This window comes from Arthrobacter sp. NPDC093128, from assembly GCF_040683875.1.
Classification (GTDB): Bacteria; Actinomycetota; Actinomycetes; order Actinomycetales; family Micrococcaceae; genus Arthrobacter.
Map to the genome: position 1 here is coordinate 162,621 of NZ_JBFBEY010000001.1, position 16,850 is coordinate 179,470.

Annotated in this window: 17 protein-coding genes; 3 read left to right on the plus strand and 14 right to left on the minus strand. The window is 58.8% G+C overall.

The window, feature by feature from the left end; translation table 11 throughout:
• Positions 1-3 precede the first annotated feature (3 nt).
• From AB0N24_RS00850 to AB0N24_RS00895, 10 genes are all read right to left on the minus strand, one after another.
• Complete coding sequence (locus AB0N24_RS00850) at positions 4-879, minus strand: type II secretion system F family protein (RefSeq protein WP_364119138.1); 876 nt, start codon at positions 877-879, stop codon at positions 4-6.
• 10 nt (positions 880-889) lie between these two features.
• Positions 890-1,843: a type II secretion system F family protein gene (locus tag AB0N24_RS00855; RefSeq protein ID WP_364119141.1), complete on the minus strand. Its 954-nt coding sequence runs from the start codon at positions 1,841-1,843 to the stop codon at positions 890-892.
• A gap of 1 nt (position 1,844) precedes the next feature.
• Positions 1,845-3,161, minus strand: coding sequence for a CpaF family protein (locus AB0N24_RS00860; protein WP_364119144.1), 1,317 nt, complete (start codon positions 3,159-3,161; stop codon positions 1,845-1,847).
• Positions 3,162-3,298: 137 nt separating this feature from the next.
• Complete coding sequence (locus AB0N24_RS00865; RefSeq protein ID WP_364119147.1) at positions 3,299-4,501, minus strand: AAA family ATPase; 1,203 nt, start codon at positions 4,499-4,501, stop codon at positions 3,299-3,301.
• A complete protein-coding gene (locus AB0N24_RS00870; protein WP_364119150.1) occupies positions 4,498-5,286 on the minus strand; it encodes an RcpC/CpaB family pilus assembly protein in 789 nt (262 codons plus the stop codon). Before AB0N24_RS00870 ends, AB0N24_RS00865 begins: the two co-directional genes overlap by 4 nt.
• A 22-nt stretch (positions 5,287-5,308) precedes the next feature.
• Entirely contained in the window at positions 5,309-6,313 is a 1,005-nt protein-coding gene (locus tag AB0N24_RS00875; RefSeq protein ID WP_364119152.1) for a TadE/TadG family type IV pilus assembly protein, read from the minus strand.
• Positions 6,301-6,774: a TadE family protein gene (locus AB0N24_RS00880; protein ID WP_364119155.1), complete on the minus strand. Its 474-nt coding sequence runs from the start codon at positions 6,772-6,774 to the stop codon at positions 6,301-6,303. The genes AB0N24_RS00875 and AB0N24_RS00880 overlap by 13 nt, the downstream gene beginning before the upstream one ends.
• Positions 6,775-6,778: 4 nt before the next feature.
• Complete coding sequence (locus AB0N24_RS00885; RefSeq protein WP_364119157.1) at positions 6,779-6,979, minus strand: Flp family type IVb pilin; 201 nt, start codon at positions 6,977-6,979, stop codon at positions 6,779-6,781.
• A 31-nt stretch (positions 6,980-7,010) separates the two neighbouring features.
• Positions 7,011-7,211 (minus strand): Flp family type IVb pilin, encoded by a 201-nt coding sequence (locus AB0N24_RS00890; protein WP_364119160.1) that lies wholly within the window; start codon positions 7,209-7,211, stop codon positions 7,011-7,013.
• Between the two features lie 271 nt (positions 7,212-7,482).
• Positions 7,483-8,148 carry an A24 family peptidase gene (locus AB0N24_RS00895; protein WP_364119163.1) on the minus strand — a complete coding sequence of 222 codons (666 nt, stop codon included), beginning with the start codon at positions 8,146-8,148 and terminating at the stop codon, positions 7,483-7,485.
• A 552-nt stretch (positions 8,149-8,700) separates the two neighbouring features.
• Here AB0N24_RS00895 and rplM point away from each other — a divergent pair.
• The gene (rplM, locus tag AB0N24_RS00900; RefSeq protein ID WP_078027203.1) at positions 8,701-9,144 is read left to right on the plus strand and encodes a 50S ribosomal protein L13; all 444 of its coding nucleotides are present in this window, start codon (positions 8,701-8,703) and stop codon (positions 9,142-9,144) included.
• Between the two features lie 38 nt (positions 9,145-9,182).
• Positions 9,183-9,689 (plus strand): 30S ribosomal protein S9, encoded by a 507-nt coding sequence (gene rpsI, locus AB0N24_RS00905; protein ID WP_104172070.1) that lies wholly within the window; start codon positions 9,183-9,185, stop codon positions 9,687-9,689.
• Between the two features lie 110 nt (positions 9,690-9,799).
• Here rpsI and AB0N24_RS00910 read toward each other — a convergent pair whose 3' ends face one another.
• The 3 genes from AB0N24_RS00910 to AB0N24_RS00920 all read right to left on the minus strand — a co-directional run bounded on the left by AB0N24_RS00910 (position 9,800) and on the right by AB0N24_RS00920 (position 14,851).
• Positions 9,800-11,608 (minus strand): glycosyltransferase family 39 protein, encoded by a 1,809-nt coding sequence (locus tag AB0N24_RS00910; protein WP_364119166.1) that lies wholly within the window; start codon positions 11,606-11,608, stop codon positions 9,800-9,802.
• Positions 11,609-11,735: 127 nt separating this feature from the next.
• Positions 11,736-13,388: a glycosyltransferase family 39 protein gene (locus AB0N24_RS00915; protein ID WP_364119169.1), complete on the minus strand. Its 1,653-nt coding sequence runs from the start codon at positions 13,386-13,388 to the stop codon at positions 11,736-11,738.
• 224 nt (positions 13,389-13,612) lie between these two features.
• Entirely contained in the window at positions 13,613-14,851 is a 1,239-nt protein-coding gene (locus AB0N24_RS00920) for a bifunctional glycosyltransferase family 2/GtrA family protein (protein WP_364119172.1), read from the minus strand.
• Between the two features lie 193 nt (positions 14,852-15,044).
• On the opposite strand from AB0N24_RS00920, the gene glmM reads away from it, so the two are divergent.
• On the plus strand, positions 15,045-16,406 hold the full coding sequence (gene glmM, locus AB0N24_RS00925) for a phosphoglucosamine mutase (protein ID WP_364119175.1): 1,362 nt from the start codon (positions 15,045-15,047) through the stop codon (positions 16,404-16,406).
• A gap of 124 nt (positions 16,407-16,530) precedes the next feature.
• Here glmM and AB0N24_RS00930 read toward each other — a convergent pair whose 3' ends face one another.
• Positions 16,531-16,818 carry a hypothetical protein gene (locus tag AB0N24_RS00930; RefSeq protein ID WP_364119177.1) on the minus strand — a complete coding sequence of 96 codons (288 nt, stop codon included), beginning with the start codon at positions 16,816-16,818 and terminating at the stop codon, positions 16,531-16,533.
• Positions 16,819-16,850: the final 32 nt, after the last annotated feature.

A 16,850-nucleotide genomic window follows, 5' to 3' on the forward strand; every position in this document is an offset into this window, starting at 1 on the left:
CTCCTAGGAAAAAGCCGCGGCGATATTCATGACGGCCGGCCCCAGCAGAATGATGAAGAGAGTCGGAAAAATGAAGAAGATCAACGGAAACAGAATCTTGACCGGAATCTTCATTGCATGTTCCTCGGCCCGCTGGCGCCGCTTGGTCCGCATTTCGAGTGCCTGGCTCTTCAGGACCTTGGCTATGGCTATGCCGTAGGCGTCTGCCTGGACAATGGAACGGATAAAGCTGCGGAGATCGGGGACTGCTACCCGGTCAGCCATGGCCAGGTAGGCGTCCTTACGTGACCTGCCCACTTGGATGTCCTGGAGGGTGCGCACGAATTCGTCCGCCAGTGGCCCGGTGCCGTTCTTCCCGGTCCGGCCCATTGCAGCTTCGAAGCCAAGGCCGGCCTGAACGGAAATGAGCATCTGGTCCAGAGCGTTCGGAAGTTCCTGCTGGATGGCGGCGCACCTCTTCTGCCCGTGGCTTCGGATGAGCAGGTCGGGGGCAAAGTAGGCCAGTGCAACCGCCGCCAACATGATGACAAAACTTACCGGGGTCGGTCGGGCCACAAAATTGATAGCGCCGAGGACTCCCACGCCTAAGGCAATGAGCGGCTTAATGACCAGCAGACGCTCCAGGGGCCAGTTCTTCGGCCTGCCGGAAGCTGCAAGCTGCTTGTCCAACCAAGCCTCGTAGCTGCCAGGTGTGAATCGCCGAACGATTCCCGTGTATTGCTGGGAGAGCGATGCTGTTCCCTCTGCGGATTTGGTCCGGTGGCCGAGGTTTGCCTGGATATTGCGGATCGCGGCATAATCTGCACTGAAGACCAGCCAGACCATGAAACTGATGGGAATGACGATAGCGAGTGTCGCGCCAAGAGCGATGGGTGACATAGTGACCCTCCTAGTACTTTGCCTTGACAAGACGGCTCAGCCAGAAGCCGCCAGCAGTTAGCATCACGGCGGCAACTCCCAACATCAAATATCCGGGAACCGTACTTGTGAATGTTCTGGAGTATTGCGGATTGATGAAGATGAGGGCGAAGAAAAGCACGATCGGCAGACCCATCAAAACCACAGCCGACATCCGCCCCTCGGCGCTCAAAGCCTTGACTTGGCGTCTGATTTGATTCCGGTCACGGATCGTATCACCCACGTGGTCCAGGACTTCTGCGAGGTCACCGCCAACTTCCCGGTGAATCTCGATGGCTTGCGTAATCCAACTGAAATCCTCGCTCGCCATCCGTGCGGACACGTCCGTCATTGACTCACCCAACTCGCGGCCGATGCGGGTCTCGTTTACAATCCGGTTCAGCTCTTCAGACATAGGAGCATCGCTCTCTTTGGCGGAGGCATCGATAGCTCGTAGAAGGCTATGCCCGGCGCGCATACTCCCGGTAAGCATCTGCAGCGTGTCTGGAAGTTGCTCATCAAATTTGGCTTGTCGGCGCGAAGTCAGCAGGCGCAGGTAGATGAGCATCCCGGCAGGGGCCACAAGAAACAGGAGCACTGCAAAGAAGGGGCCGCCAAGAAAGAATCCAACCACGGCTCCCACTACCGCGCCGGCACCCATCATGAGCAAGAAATTCGCCGGTTGCGTGCTGAGGCCAGCACGTTCCAGTTTCTCCCGGCTGACCGGGCTAGTGCCGCCGTTCCGAATTCTCTTGTTGATGACGCCAACGGCGGATTCGGTCAGCCTGGTCAAACCGGAAGTCGTGTCTACGGCGTCCGGACGACGCCTGGATACTGGGATCACGCGGTTGGTCTTGAAGACCACCGCAAATAGGAGAATTCCGGCTGCGTAGACAAGCAGGACGCCTGCGAAGAACAGGCCCGTGGACATATCGGGGGAACCCATTTTACTTCCCCCTTAAGGGATGGGCGCCGAATACGGACGGAGAGACGTGAATGCCCAGTTCAATGAACCTATCCGTAAACCGAGGGCGGACTCCGGTCGGGACCGGCTTGCCCAGGAAACGGCCGTTCGCGTCGATCCCAGCTGAGTAGTCGAATACGAAGGCATCTTGGAGGGTCACTATGTCGCCTTCCATCCCCTGGACTTCGGTGATGTGAGTAACCCTGCGGGTTCCGTCCCTCAGCCGGGAGATATGGACAATCAGGTTGACAGCAGAAGCGATCTGCTCCCGAATAGCCCGAAGGGGAAGGTCCATGCCGGCCATCAGCACTAGCGTCTCCAACCGTGCCACCGCGTCCCGAGGAGAGTTGGCGTGCACCGTTGAAATGGAACCGTCATGGCCGGTGTTCATGGCCTGAAGCATGTCCAAGGACTCCCCACCACGAACTTCGCCGACGACGATTCGGTCCGGCCGCATGCGGAGTGAGTTCCGGACGAGGTCACGAATCGAAATCTCGCCCTTACCTTCGATGTTGGCCGGCCGGCTCTCCAAACGGACAACGTGGTCCTGCTGCAGCTGAAGTTCCACAGCGTCTTCGATGGTGACGATGCGGTCGCTGGCAGGGATGAAGGATGACAACACGTTCAGCATTGTTGTCTTGCCAGTGCCGGTGCCGCCCGAAACTATGATGTTCATCCTGGCGAGCACGCAGGCGTTAAGGAGCTCGGCCATCTCTGGAGAGAGGCTCCCGAACTGGATGAGATCCTTGACGGTAAGCGCATCGCGTCCGAACTTCCGAATGGTGAGAGACGCCCCGTTAACCGCAAGCGGCGGAATGATTGCATTTACGCGGGATCCATCGGCAAGACGGGCATCGACTAGCGGTGATGATTCATCGATACGGCGTCCGATCCTGGAAACGATGCGCTCAATAACCCGGCGGAGGGCGTCTTCGTTGGCGAATTTTACGTCGGTCATGAATAGCTTTCCGTTGCGCTCCACATAGATCTGGTCCGCGCGGTTCACCATGATTTCCGTCACCGTCGGGTCTTCCAAGAACCGTTCCAAGGGGCCGTGGCCAAGCACGTCGTCGATGATTTCTTTCGTCAGCCTCTGGCGTTCCACCGTTGACAGAGGTACCTGCTCCTCGTCAACAACTGCTTTCAGCTCATCCTTGACGTACTTATGGAGTTCAGCATCATCCAGTGTCGAGTCCGTGAGGCGTGAACCGAGCCGCTCGTACAGGGCCTGACTAGCCCGTTCTTTGAGGCCGCTCAGAGCCTCGCTGGAGTTGCCTGCCATCGTCCTCGGCTCAGCCACTGAAGCCGTGGCCTCCGCAGTATGAGCTTCGTGGATAACACCCAGTGTGGTTGGGGTGGCAAAATCCGCCGAGGGCACCACCGCGGTTGGAAATTCTTCGGTTGCGGAGTGGAGCTGCGCAAGCCTTCGAGTGAGATTCACTGTACTACCGCCCTTCGGTGAAGCCGCTTGTGCGGCCGAGCTTCCCAACCCGGTTTGAAACGGTCGACGAGTTGGCGGAGGCCCTTACTCGCCGGATCTCGGCTGCCATCCTGCAGCAGGGGAATCCCTTTATTGGTTGAAAATGGAAGAGTCCGTGATCGAGGCAGGACGACGTCGACTGGAGCGCCGATGGTAGCCTCAACGTCCTGAAGCGTCAGGCCGGTTTTCCTGTCGGCCATGTTCAGGAGGACGTGTCGGTTATCCGGCATCAGGTCCAGCTCCGTCAGGATCTGGAATCCGGTACGGAGGCCCCTGATGCTTGGAATGTCCATGCCGCAGACCCACACGGCATCTGTGGCTTGTTCGAGGACGGCCAGCACATGCTCACCGAGCCCAGGCGCGGTATCTACTACGACGTACTGGAACTCCGACCGCAGCTGCCTGAGGAGGTGCGAAACATGGTCACCAGTGATCCTCTCCATATCTATCGGGTTCCGCGGAGCGCATAGTGCATAGATGCTAGCCGGGTGCAGCGTGAGGTACGTCTTGAGCACCATGGCGTCCTGGATGGCTGCGCCCACCACTGCTTCAGTGATCGTGAACTCAGGTTGCAGCATCAGCCCGCTGGCTACGTCACCGAACTGCAGGTCGAGGTCAACAACGACGACGCTCATTGGGGCAATCTGTCCCAAGCCAACCGCAAGGTTTGTCGCGACTGTTGTCTTGCCCACACCCCCTTTAGGGGACATAACCGCAATAATGCGGCCGCCGTCGGCAGACGGCCCCTCGCCGGCCGTGGGAGCAAGTCCGCGCCTGCGTCCTGCAGCGGAGAGTCCTGCACGTTCAACCACAGAGCGGATCAACTCCGGCTCGGCAGTAGGGGGAAGCAGATCGCGGATGCCAGATCTCATGGCATGCAGAGTGGTGTCCGAAGTTTCTTCTGCGACCAGCAGAATACTGATCTCCGGAAACTGCAGGTCAACAATGCTGGCAAACTTGAGGGCTTCATCCACGGGAAGGTCCGGTCCCAATATCAGGACTTCGGGTGGTTCGCCGGTGAGCTGGCTCAGCACTTCATCTGGTCCGGGGGGCAGGTACGCTGCCTGGAAGTAGTGCAGTGTTCCCCGCATGGGGGCGACAGCCGCACGCACTTTCCGCTCGTACTCTGAATTTGGGGTTATGAGGATAAACCGGCTCATCGGAACAACCTCGTCTTATCCAGGACTCCTGTGGCGTTTTCAATGGCGTCCGCGGGTTCGCGGGAAAGGTAGATCTTGCCGAACTCCGCCGCGTAAACCATCTTCTCGGCGTCGGCTGAATTCCGGGCGAATGTGATCAAATACGAGTCGCTGGAGGTTGCAGCCTTCTTGTTGTCAGCGTTGAGGGCTCCTTGCGCGGAGCTCTGCTCACTCTGCTGTTGAGTCTGCGCTGCCTCTCCGGAGCTGAACTGAACGGCTGTAACCAGGACCTTGTGGAATGTCAGTTGAGTTGCGTTGCCGCCGGCACCAGCTGCGCCTTCTGCTGCTGCATCGCCCATGGAGATGAAGACACCAACCGTGTCGCCAGCTTCGACTCGTCCTCCGACGACGCGGTCAATGCCGAGGCGGAATGTGATTTCCTGGAGACCTGCCGGCACTTTGACGCGTGCTGGCCCCAGATAGGCGTTGGCCTCAACGAGCCTGCTGTTCAGGAGCTGCTCGCCCGGCATCAGCGCAACCGATGTGACCTTGTTCCCCAGAGAAGCCAGGTCGGCGACCCGGTCTTCTGCCACCGCGGCGACCGGTACGGACTTAGTGACGACATAGTCGCCGAGTTTGTCGGCGGGTGTGCCGGCAGCCACGTCTTGTTTGACGACGAGGACGTCCACAGTCTCCGTATTGGCCAGGGCCCGTTTGTCGGCGCCCTGCACATAATTGAAGAGAATGATGGTTCCGATTACTGCCACAACGAGTGCGGCGATGCCTCCCAGTAGGCGAGTTTTCATTTCTACTTCCCCTTAAGTGGAATTACTTGATGAGTCGGATTTCCGATGTACCGAGGTCCACGCCGCCGGGAACAACGGTTCCGGAGCCAATGGCGGTGAACTTGACGAACTGTCCGATGATGCAGCGATCGTTGCCGCCAGCGCAGGCAAGAGCACTCGTCATGCCAGGATCGGTGCTGGTGTTGCGGAATTCGTATTGGTGGTTATTGCCGAACTTCCAGCCCCAGATCTTGAATGTGGCGTAACCGATGATGTTGAACGTTCCCGTATTGCCTGTGCCCGTTGCTGTATCGAAGACTGGAAATGGGACTTTGACTTCGCCACCTGCCAGCAAAGTTGCCTTCCAGGCGTCAAGGATGGCCGAACATCCGCTGGGAGGATTATTTCCGGGATCTGAGTCCATACCGTTCGTGCCGACGTTCGTCGTCGCGTTGCATGGAGAGCTCTCGTCCAGCCAGCCCCACCCGCCGGGGATCTCTGTTCCAGACGGACCTGTGCAGGTCCCGCCCGGCTTGTATGAGATTTTCTGGACCTCGGCTGTTTGGCTTCCTGAGGCTAGGTTGTAGCAGTTGTCCGACAGCGCGAGGGGAAAACCGGACCCGCTTCCAGGAATGAGTGGGCCAGCAGTTGCCTGGGCCCCGACCGTTACCGGGCCTGCATTTAGTGCATTCGCAAACAGGTTCGTCAGAAAACTCGATGACCCGTTCTTGGTCGAGGTCGTGACGGTTACCTGGCTGGCGACGCTGAGGTCAACTGAGGCCGTGCTCGCGGCATCGTTCGAATTTGAGTTCGCCAGGCCGTCCGCCAAAGCGGAATTGCAGGCGCCCTGCTTGCAACTGAGGGCTACTGCGAGGGCTCCTGCGTCAGCACCGTTCTGAAGCTGAGCACGTTCCGCGTAGATCTGGCCCACGTCTACGGCTACGGCACCCGCCCCTACTAGAACCAGCATCATGACGGCGACGATGACTCCCGCTGCTCCGCGTTCAGCTGAGCCGTCAGGCTGCGCGCCTCTAATTAGCCGCCACATTGCATGGCTCCTTTGCCTTTGAGGATGAGAGAGGACCCGAAGAATCCCGTCAGCGATGTGCCGGTGTAGGTGACCGTCACAACCGAGGTCGGAGTGGGGGTTGCTGAGGAACAGGCTGCTGCCGAATAGTCAAATGTCAGCAGGCCGGTATTGATTGATGGCGCTCCGGCCTTGCCGGCGGCAGTTGCCTTCGTAGTGTCTTTTGTGATCGCCATTGTCCGAGCGGCTTCCCTTGACGCCTGAGTCACAGAAACCTGGACGTTGTAAGCGTTGGAGAATTCGACGACAGCAATGATCAGCGCGATGAGTAACGGAGCAACGAGTGCGAATTCGACGGCCACCGCACCGCGCTCGCGGTTCCTAGATTCTTTTGGGCTGCGTTTCAACGGATCCCCTATGGATAGTTGCAGCGTAAATACGAGCGGTGTGCCGCGCTGGTAGCGCGGCACACCGAGTGGCACTGAGCTACCAGGTGCCTACCGTAGTGCCAAGGCTGCTGAAGAACGTGTTGAGATTCCCGCCGAAAAGCGTGACTCCTGCGACGATCACCAGTGCGATGAGACCCACTAGCAGCGAGTACTCCGTAGCTGTCGCACCCTTTTCGCTTGAGAAGGTTGCTCGGACTACAACCGCGAACTGGTGCAATGCTGATTTGAAATTGAACATGTTGGTGAGACCTTTCCAACGTTGTTTCGGGTTACCAGGCCCCGACTTTGCCGGCCAGGCTGCTGAAGAAGGTGTTGAGGTTCCCGCCGAAGAGAGTAACGCCGGCGACGATCACGAGAGCGATGAGACCAACCAGCAGCGAGTATTCAGTTGCCGTAGCACCCTTTTCGGAAGTGAAGCGATCCTTCACGCCGGCGACAAAAGCGATCATTGAGACCATGAGAGAAGACATTTGAATTTCCTTTTCCAGAGTTTTGAATTGGATTACGGAATTCCGTTTCCCCCCTTTTGCTAAGAGTCAGGAGTTCCGCTGAGACAACATTGGCACGGTGAATTACGGCGCGACAATGCGTACCTGTACTCGACTTTTGTAAGAGTTGTTTGCCGTGCTACCTAGTGCACACAGAAGAGTACTCACGTTTCTGGAGAGAGCTGTTGCACGGTACTTAGAGAGCTGTTGTGCAGGCGTGCCTGCGTGAGCCCTGTGAACTATGAGCTTGCTGTTACGGAAGCGTCAGAACTACGACGAAGCAGGAGACCAGCATCGAGGGTCCGTAGGCCACTTCACTCAATGTTTCCTTGGTTTTAATACGCAGGAGGACAAACGTTGCCAGGCCGCCCAAGACGAACCCTAAGGCTCCGCCATAGAACAGTTGTCCCCAGCCCAAGTAGCCCAAGTACAGGCCTAGTGGCGCAGCCAGCTTAACGTCGCCCATTCCGATGCCGTTGGGCGAAATAATCGCCAGAACCAGGTAGACAATGAACAGAATCGCAGCCGAAATGACGGAGCGGAGAAGATCGCCCCAGCCTGGCGTAAGTGCTGCCGAGACTGAGAGAAGGGCCGCGCCGGCCAAGAGGAGGGATAAAACGATCCTGTTTGGCAGGAGTTTGTGCGCAATATCAATTCGTGAAAGCTGAATTCCGAGCGCCGCTAGCACCAAGAAACCTGGCAATTGCCATGCAATTCCAAATCGCAGGGCGAGAAGGGCCGAGAGAGCTCCCGTGGCTAATGCCGTCGTAATTCTTACCCACTTGGCCGGTGGCCCTCCCAGCCGCGGATGAGTTCGCACGACGACCCACTCGGCGACCAGACCTATCGCAACACCAAGGACTCCAACTGCCGCGATGAGCAGCGGCGGGATAGATCCGGCGTCAGCAAAGAGGGACACTGAGACTCCTGGGACTAGTCGGACCGCCGAGCGTCAGGACCGCGCAGGCAGGCTACTTAGAGCCTATGCCTGTTGCCTCGTTCCAAGACCTTCGGGCAATAGTGATTCGTTGACTCCTTGGAGCCGCCCGGATGTTTCTCGGTGACCATGTTTAGGGTCGTGTCGAGGTATCGGCGCGAGCTCACTCAGACTGGGGCCAACAACGGCCGAGACAGAGCCCGAGTACTGTTTAGCACCCGGCGAGTGCGGGCATCGTGTCAGGTCCGTAGGCCGCCTCCTGCCGGGCCGGGCATAGTTAGCTGCCGAGACCCTATTTTGACCAGCGGCCTCTATACCCGCTATTCTTGATAGTCGTTGTGCGTGTCCTTTCTCGATGATGCGTGCCCGCTGAGAATCCGGTTGCAGGATAACTACTCCTCGGGCACATTCGAGACTCCGGGACCACTGGATTCATAGAGCCCTCACCTCTGTTCCGGTAGCGCATAGATAGTAGGTGCACACGCTTACGTGACACCTAAACAAGAACGCCAGAACAAGAACGAGGCAAACACCGTGCGTACGTACACCCCGAAGCCCGGCGATATCAACCGCCAGTGGCACGTCATTGACGCCACCGACGTTGTCCTTGGTCGTCTTGCCAGCCAGACCGCAATCCTGCTGCGCGGCAAGCACAAGGCCACCTTTGCTCCCCACATGGACATGGGCGACTTCGTCATCATCATCAACGCTGAGAAGGTTGCCCTCACTGGCGCCAAGCTCGAGCAGAAGCGCGCCTACCGGCACTCCGGTTACCCGGGCGGCCTGACCTCCGTCACCTACGCGGAGCTGCTGGAATCCAACCCGGTCCGCGCCGTGGAGAAGGCCATCAAGGGCATGCTCCCCAAGAACTCCCTCGCTGCACAGCAGCTGGGCAAGCTGAAGGTTTACCGCGGTGCAGAGCACCCGCACGCCGCCCAGCAGCCCAAGACTTTCGAAATTTCCCAGGTCGCCCAGTAGTCCTGGCCACCAAACAACTTATCTATACAAGGAGAACCGTGGCTCAGAACGAAGAGACCACCGAAGCCGTTGCGGCTGAGGAAACCCTGACCAGCTACACCTCGGAAAGCGGTCCTGCGGAAGCAGAAGCGCCCAAGAAGGAACGCCCGGCACTGACCGTTGCCGGCGCCGCAGTTGGCCGTCGTAAAGAAGCCGTGGCACGTGTTCGCATCGTGCCCGGTACCGGCAAGTGGATCATCAACGGCCGCGAGCTGGCCAACTACTTCCCGAACAAGCTGCACCAGCAGGATGTCAACGAGCCGTTCAAGATCCTTGATCTGGATGGCGCCTACGACGTCTTCGCCCGCATCCACGGTGGTGGCATTTCCGGCCAGGCCGGTGCCCTGCGCCTCGGCATCGCCCGTTCATTGAACGAGATCGACACCGAGAACAACCGCGCCACCCTGAAGAAGGCCGGCTACCTCCGCCGTGACGCACGCGTCATCGAGCGTAAGAAGGCTGGTCTCAAGAAGGCCCGTAAGGCTCAGCAGTACTCCAAGCGCTAAAATCCGCTTAGAAGCGTCTTTGACGCTTCTCGGAAGCCCGTCCCGCCATTGGCGGGGCGGGCTTCCGCTGTTTGGGAGTATTTGAACGATTCTGCGACAACCTCTGACGACTACTTTGTTTTAGTCGGATTGAGGTTATAGATCGTCGTGCCATCAACCGTCTCTGCCAAGTAGTTGGCTTGGACCCAGTTTGAAATCTTTGTGGCGCTCGTTTGCGTCGACTGCACGGCCAAATAGCTTTCTTGCTGAATGAAGTAGCAGACTTCTCCGTCAGCTGCCCTCATTTGGAACTCCTCGAGGGTAGGCGACGGATCGGTTCCCGCAAATCCGCCGATTGGCATGATGGGCCGCCCCGCCGCAAGCTGCAAGCGCGCAGCCGTTTGCGACGCATATGTGGCGCCAGCCCACGTGCAGTCATCCGCCTCCGAGAAAAGTTGTGTGAGTGCCCGGCTGGGTTCACGGCCGAAGGCAATGTCATGCGCCCAAGCCGGATCGTTGTGCTTGAGTTGATCGAGAAAATGGCTAATGCTGCCTTGGTTCTTGGTCAGCACCCCGGATACCGGGTTGGAGCCATTATGAGGCACATTAACGTTATAGATGGAGGTGACAGTAGGTCCAAGCAGCAGCACGCCTATGATGGCCATGCCAGCCATGCGTTCCAGGATCGGCCACGGAGCCCGCACTGAATAGATGGACACACTTATCACACCGATACATAGCACTGCCGTCGGTGACCACGATGGCCAGCGCTCCAGCCCATTAAGAATCAGCCAGGAGGTCAAGACGCCCGTTAGGGCGATCAATGACGACATCACCCTGTACTTTGCCGTACGGCGGCGTGCAATTGTCTCCGTCACGAGGCCGGCAGTGAGCGCAAGGGGAGGGGCTAAGGCTGCAGTGTAGTACGTGTGAATCTGGTCGCCCATAAAGCTGAGCACAACATACGCTGTTACGAACCACACCAGGCTTATAAGAATCAGTGCGCGGGCGCCACGAGATGAGGCGACGTGTTTCCAAGAGAGAATCACGAGCACGGCTCCAAGCAGAGCCGCGATCAGCAGCCACGCCGATTCCTGTGAGTAGTTGGTATTGAGCAACCGCAGGAAGCCGGCATCGCTCTCCACAGAGCGAAATTGTTCCGGCACCATGACGGCCAGGGGATCTTTCTCCTTGGAGATGATCCGGTCAATGCCGTTGTAGCCAAGAGTCAGCTGGAGAACGCTATTGCCCGATGAACCGCCTACGTACGGCCGGGATCCCGGGGGAACTAGATCCACGATCGTCATCCACAGTCCGCCGGTGACAACCATTGCTCCCAACCCGGCGATGGCGGCCCTCAAACGCTTTGACCAAGGTAGCCCGCTAAAGCAAAGGAAGCTGCTTGCGAGTGCAGGCAGGCTCAAGAGACCTTGGAGCTGCTTCGTCATGAAGGCTAGCCCGATCGCTGCACCTGCTGCAACGAAGAAGCCAGTGCGGCCCGTCTCTACAGCCCGCACCACGAGGTATGCGCTAGCCGTCATGAGGAGGAGCATGAGTGGATCCGGATTGTTGTACCGTGACATCAAAGTGATGATCGGCGTTGTGGCGAAAACAGCAGCGGCTACCAAAGCTGCGGTTCCGGTGAAATGCCGTCTGACTAGCAGGTAGATGACCAGCGTGGTTAGTAGCCCCATGGCGGCCTGCGGTGCCAGCATTGCTTCAGGGGACAGGCCAAACAGCCGTACCGAGACTCCCATGATCCAGAGACTCAAGGGCGGTTTGTCTACGGTAATGGAGTTACCCCAGTCCGATGAGCCGAAGAAGAAAGCTTTCGAGTCCATAGTTCCGGCCTGCACCGCGGCTGAATAAAAGGAATTTGCCCAGCCGTTGAGTTGCAGGTTAGAGAAGTTCAACGCCGCGTTCGACAGCAAGAGAATCAATAGTGTCGGGCGTTCCCACGCAGGCTGCTTCTGCGGTCCTCGTAATAATCTCAGGGCCCAGGACCGGGAGCGGTTCACGAGCGATGATCGGGCACGGACCGGAGAGTCGGCCGTTGTAGTGCGGGCGCTATTGGCGGAGATCATAGATTCGGACGCCATCGACTGTATGCTCCTTGAAATTGGCTTTGACCCACGCTGAGATCTCCAATGTGTTTGGGCCAACCGTCTTTGTCTCCACTAAGTCAGGTTGGGAGATGAAATAGCGGATCGACCCCTGCATGACAAGCATTTTGAAACGCTGCAGATCGGGAGCAGGATCCGTTCCTAGCCATCCTCCAATGGCCATGACCGGCCGCTGGGACGACAGCTGGTAGAGCGCAGCGTTCTGCGCAGAAAAGGTCGCTGCCGCCCATGTCTCTCTGGTGTCCTCAAGCAATGAAACTACTTGTGGTGTTGGAGAGGCCCCATAGGCAACCTGCTGCGCCCATTTCGGACTACCAAGTTGGATGTCCTGGAGATGACGGGATATGGCCGCTGGATTGTTGGCGATTGGTCCCGATATGGGATTAGTTCCTTTTTGGGCGGTCGAAGTGGTATGGAAGTCGGAGGCCAGAGGGCCGGCGATTATTGTGACCCCCAGAAGGCCGACAGTCACGCGTGACTGCCACTGGCGCTTGCTGAAGACCCAACCGATAACCGCGGCCGCACCGCTACAGGCTATTGCCGGGGCAAGAGCCGATGGCCATTCGTCACTGTATTGGGTCACGCGAATTGCCATATATGCGGACGTAGCGACAATCGATGCACCTATGAGCCGAACAGCCAGGCGCTCCCGGTTTCTCCAAAGACAGTAGAGGCCAAGGGGGAGTAACAAAGCTACCGGCGCGCCTAATGAGTACGTGTAGTAGGAATGGATCATAGTCCCCATGAAACTGAGCACCAGAAACGTTGTGAAGAACCAGATCCCCGAAATGATCGCCAAGCCGCGGACAGCGGGGCGGGTGGCAAGCAGATAGGGAAGGACAGCCAGAATAAGGAGCACGGCGGCGGCGGGGAACAACAGCCATCCGGCCTCCGGTGCAAAATTGCCGTTGAACAATCTGGCAATGCCGCCATCGTATGGTGCAGCCTCCTGAGCATCGGCTCCGGCCATAGCGCCTCCAGAGGTAACTGGCAGGTGTATGAATCTTGCCAGGCCGTTATAGTCCATCGTCAACTCAAGAACGCTATTTGCGGATGAACCACCTATCCAAGGACGATCCGCTGCCGGCAGCCCTTCTACTACAGCCACCCACCAACCGCCACTGAGGGCAAGTGCCCCCAAGGCTCCCAGGAGCCTTCGAAGTCGTTGCCCGAGCGGACCTGCTCCTACCAGGATCACTGCGACGACGAGAGCTGGCACGACCAGGAACGCCTGTATCTGCTTTGCCATGAAACCCAAGCCAAGGGCAGCGCCAGCAAGCAAGTACCATCTCCACCGTCCGTCGTCGAGAGCACAAATGGTGAAGTACACGGAAGCCACCATAAGGAGGCCCATCAGGGGTTCAGGATTATTGAAGCGGGACATCAGAACGACAACTGGAGTGGACGCGTACACCATAGCGCCGAAAAGCGCCGGAATGGCGGGATGGCTGCGCCGGATGATTGCGTAAATTAGCCAAGTGGTCGCCACGCCCATCAGGGCTTGCGGAACTAGGATGCTCCAGCTATTTAGCCCGAATACCCGCACTGATAGTGACATAAACCAAATGCTTAGTGGTGGCTTGTCGATCGTGATCATATTTCCAGCGTCCGTGGACCCGAAGAAGAATGCTTTCCAGTCAACCGAACCGGCTTGTGCCGCTGCCGAGTAGTACGGATTCGCCCAACCGTTGCGGTCAAGTCCCCAAATGAAAAGGAAAGCAGTGCCTACCAGGAGAGCGCCAAGACTGAGAGTCTCCCATGTTCGGTCAGTCCGCTCGGAACCAACCGGATTACGGCCAACATACTTCTCAGTGAGGGCGGTCAAAACGCCCTGGCCCGGGTGGGGCGCAATGGTAGGACCGTGCCTTGATCGCCCCTACGTCGAGACCGGAACACCCAGAGCCGGAGCAACACGAATCTCATCAGGGTGGCCAGAATATTGGCCACGGTTAGAACGATGAGCTCATGGCTGGGCGCGGCGTCGATGTAGACGCCATGAAGAATCGCTAGCGACGACGACGTAATTCCCCAGGCCAGAAGGAAAACAACTAGCCCTTGGACTTGTTGCGTTAGGAATCTGCCCGGACCCCGTATCCCGAAGGTAAACCGGCGGTTGGCCGCCGTATTGCCGACTGCTGTCAGGAACAGAGACATGAAGTTCGCCTGCTGTGCTCCCATCGGTCCCTGAAGAACGAGGTAGAGCAACGCGAAAGCAACCGTGGAAGCCGCGCCGACAAGGCCAAATCGAAGAACCTGGCCAAAGAAGCTGGGCCGTCTTGGCGGCACAAACGGCCTGCGTCCGAGTTCCGCGTAGATCGCCTGAACGGGAAGTGACCCTTTCATGAGTGCGCTTCCCACTCGGATCATGCCTCGGAGGTCATCAAGAGCCGTCTGTTTGATGTCGACTCTGCTATCCGGATCATCAACCCAATCCACAGGTATTTCATGGATCCGTAGCCCTGAGCGCTCAGCGATGATCAGCAGTTCGGTGTCGAAGAACCAACTGTTGTCCTCGACCAGCGGGAGGAGCTTCTTGGCCACGTCAGCGCGGATAGCCTTGAATCCGCATTGCGCGTCCGAGAACTTCACTTGCATGGTCCGTCTCAGCAGGAAGTTATAGGACCGGGATATGAATTCGCGCTTTGGGCCTCGGCTCACCCGAGAGGTTGCTCCCAGCCTGGTGCCGATGGAGACATCCGAATGGCCGGACAAGAGAGGTGCTACGAGTGGTGGCAAAGCTGCCAGGTCCGTCGAGAGGTCGACATCGAGGTAGGCAAGAACCTTGGCGGACGAGGCCCCCCACGCGTCCCTCAGCGCATAACCCCGGCCTTTGACCTGAAGTCTGCGATATACAACGTTGGGCAATTGATCCGCTAACCGCGAGGCAATGGCAGCGGTGTTATCAGTGCTGGCATTGTCCGCAATGGTAATTTGCCACGTTGAAGGCATTTCCTGCGTTAAGTATTTTGCGAGCTTTATGATGCTTTGTTCGAGCACCGACTCTTCGTTAAAGACCGGTACAACGATTTCGAGCGCCAAGCCCCCAGAGCTAGGTGTCATGCCTCGAATAGTAGAGAGACGAATATAGGCGTGGCGAGGGTTTTTGGGAAAGACGAGTACAAACGAGTCATATCCAAGTAGTCGAAAGCGAGTGGCCGCCCCGCGTCGCGTACTACCCTCCCTCGGAGGCTGCTCAACTAGCCAGGCGTGCCACCGCCTGTCCGCGGCTGCTCCATCGTCTAAACTTGACCCGATGTCTAGATTATTTGGAACAGATGGTGTCCGGGGCCTGGCAAACGGCCTGCTCACAGCAGAGCTGGCAATGCAGCTGGCGCAAGCGGCCGCCGTCGTACTCGGCCACCAGCGCACTACGAACGGTGCCCGGCCGCGCGCCGTGGTGGCCCGCGATCCGCGAGCCAGCGGTGAGTTCATCTCCGCGGCCGTCTCGGCGGGACTCTCCAGTTCAGGCATCGACGTCTATGACGCCGGCGTGCTTCCCACCCCGGCAGCCGCGTACCTGGTTGCCGACCTCAAGGCAGATTTCGGCGTGATGATCTCCGCCTCCCACAACCCTGCTCCGGACAACGGCATCAAGTTCTTCGCCAAAGGCGGCCAGAAGCTGCCTGACGAAGTTGAGGACGCCATCGAGGAACAGATGGGCAAGGACGCGTTCCGCCCCACAGGAAGCGACGTAGGCCGCATCCAGACCTTCTCCGACGCCGAGGACCGCTACATCGTCCACCTGCTGGGTACCCTCCCGCACCGCCTCGACGGGCTGAAGATCGTCCTCGACTGCGCCCACGGCGCCGCCAGCGGCTGTTCCCCGCAGCTCTTCAACGACGCCGGGGCTGAGATCGTGGTCATCGGCGCGGAGCCCGACGGGCTGAACATCAATGACGGCGTAGGCTCAACCCACCTCGGCGCCCTTCAGCGTGCCGTGGTTGAGCATGGCGCAGACCTGGGCATTGCGCACGACGGCGACGCCGACCGCTGCCTGGCCATCGACCACGAAGGCAACGAGGTGGACGGCGACCAGATCATGGCCATCCTCGCCGTGGCGTTGAAAGAGTCCGGCAAGCTGAAGGACAACGTCCTGGTGGCCACCGTCATGAGCAACCTCGGTTTGAAGATCGCCCTCCGCAATGCGGGCATCAGCATCCGCGAAACTGCCGTGGGGGACCGCTACGTGCTTGAGGAAATGCGCGACGGCGGGTTCAACCTCGGCGGCGAACAGTCCGGACACGTTATCTTCGCCGATCACGCTACCACGGGCGACGGCCTCCTGACCGGCCTGCAGCTAGCAGCGCAGGTGGCGCTCACGGGCCGCTCGCTGAAAGAGCTGGCCACCGTGATGACCAAGCTCCCGCAAGTCCTCATCAACGTCCGCGGCGTTGACCGCACCCGCGTCCGTAGCACCGAAGCCCTCGCCGTGGCCGTGGCCGCAGCTGAAGCAGAACTCGGCGATACCGGACGCGTCCTGCTGCGCCCGTCGGGTACGGAGCCAGTTGTGCGGGTCATGGTTGAAGCGGGCGACGAGGCAACCGCTGAATCAATCGCCGAACGCCTCGCCCAGGTGGTCCGCACGGAACTTGCGCTGGACCTCGTCACCGACTAGGGCGTGTGTGTTCTTATTGGCGTAGCAAGATGACAACGGCATAAAGGACGACGCCAGCGCGACGCGCCCGACCTGCGACTATTTCAGCAGTCTCCTAGTCGTCCGGGCCGCCCCTGTTTTGGGGCTAAGCCTCAGAGTCTTTCTCGGGTTCATCCGGCAGCAGCTCGAACGGGAGCGCCGGGTTCACGTTCCAGAGGAAGTCGATGTGGTTCCTGATCTGGGCAAGGACGTCGTCCACGGATTTGTTGTCAGCCATCGCTTGGGCACAGACGGAGATGGCTGAGTCCGTGAATGCCCATCCGCGCTGGAACTGGTCGAATTCTGCGACGAGGAACGAGTCCTCCGTCGACGGGCGAAGGCGAACTGGAAGTCTGAACTCAATCTCAATGCGTGAAGTGCTCCGGATACGCACTGCGTCCCCTGCCATCCCGCCGAATGGCAGAA

Excerpts from the sequence above, each read along its gene's own strand:
- AB0N24_RS00920 (WP_364119172.1), bottom strand. The coding sequence starts at position 14,851 with ATGACACCTAGCTCTGGGGGCTTGGCGCTCGAAATCGTTGTACCGGTC.
- glmM (WP_364119175.1), top strand. The coding sequence starts at position 15,045 with ATGTCTAGATTATTTGGAACAGATGGTGTCCGGGGCCTGGCAAACGGC.
- AB0N24_RS00885 (WP_364119157.1), bottom strand. The coding sequence starts at position 6,979 with ATGTTCAATTTCAAATCAGCATTGCACCAGTTCGCGGTTGTAGTCCGA.
- AB0N24_RS00850 (WP_364119138.1), bottom strand. The coding sequence starts at position 879 with ATGTCACCCATCGCTCTTGGCGCGACACTCGCTATCGTCATTCCCATC.
- AB0N24_RS00870 (WP_364119150.1), bottom strand. The coding sequence starts at position 5,286 with ATGAAAACTCGCCTACTGGGAGGCATCGCCGCACTCGTTGTGGCAGTA.
- AB0N24_RS00915 (WP_364119169.1), bottom strand. The coding sequence starts at position 13,388 with ATGATCACGATCGACAAGCCACCACTAAGCATTTGGTTTATGTCACTA.
- AB0N24_RS00890 (WP_364119160.1), bottom strand. The coding sequence starts at position 7,211 with ATGTCTTCTCTCATGGTCTCAATGATCGCTTTTGTCGCCGGCGTGAAG.
- AB0N24_RS00875 (WP_364119152.1), bottom strand. The coding sequence starts at position 6,313 with ATGTGGCGGCTAATTAGAGGCGCGCAGCCTGACGGCTCAGCTGAACGC.
- AB0N24_RS00865 (WP_364119147.1), bottom strand. The coding sequence starts at position 4,501 with ATGAGCCGGTTTATCCTCATAACCCCAAATTCAGAGTACGAGCGGAAA.
- AB0N24_RS00855 (WP_364119141.1), bottom strand. The coding sequence starts at position 1,843 with ATGGGTTCCCCCGATATGTCCACGGGCCTGTTCTTCGCAGGCGTCCTG.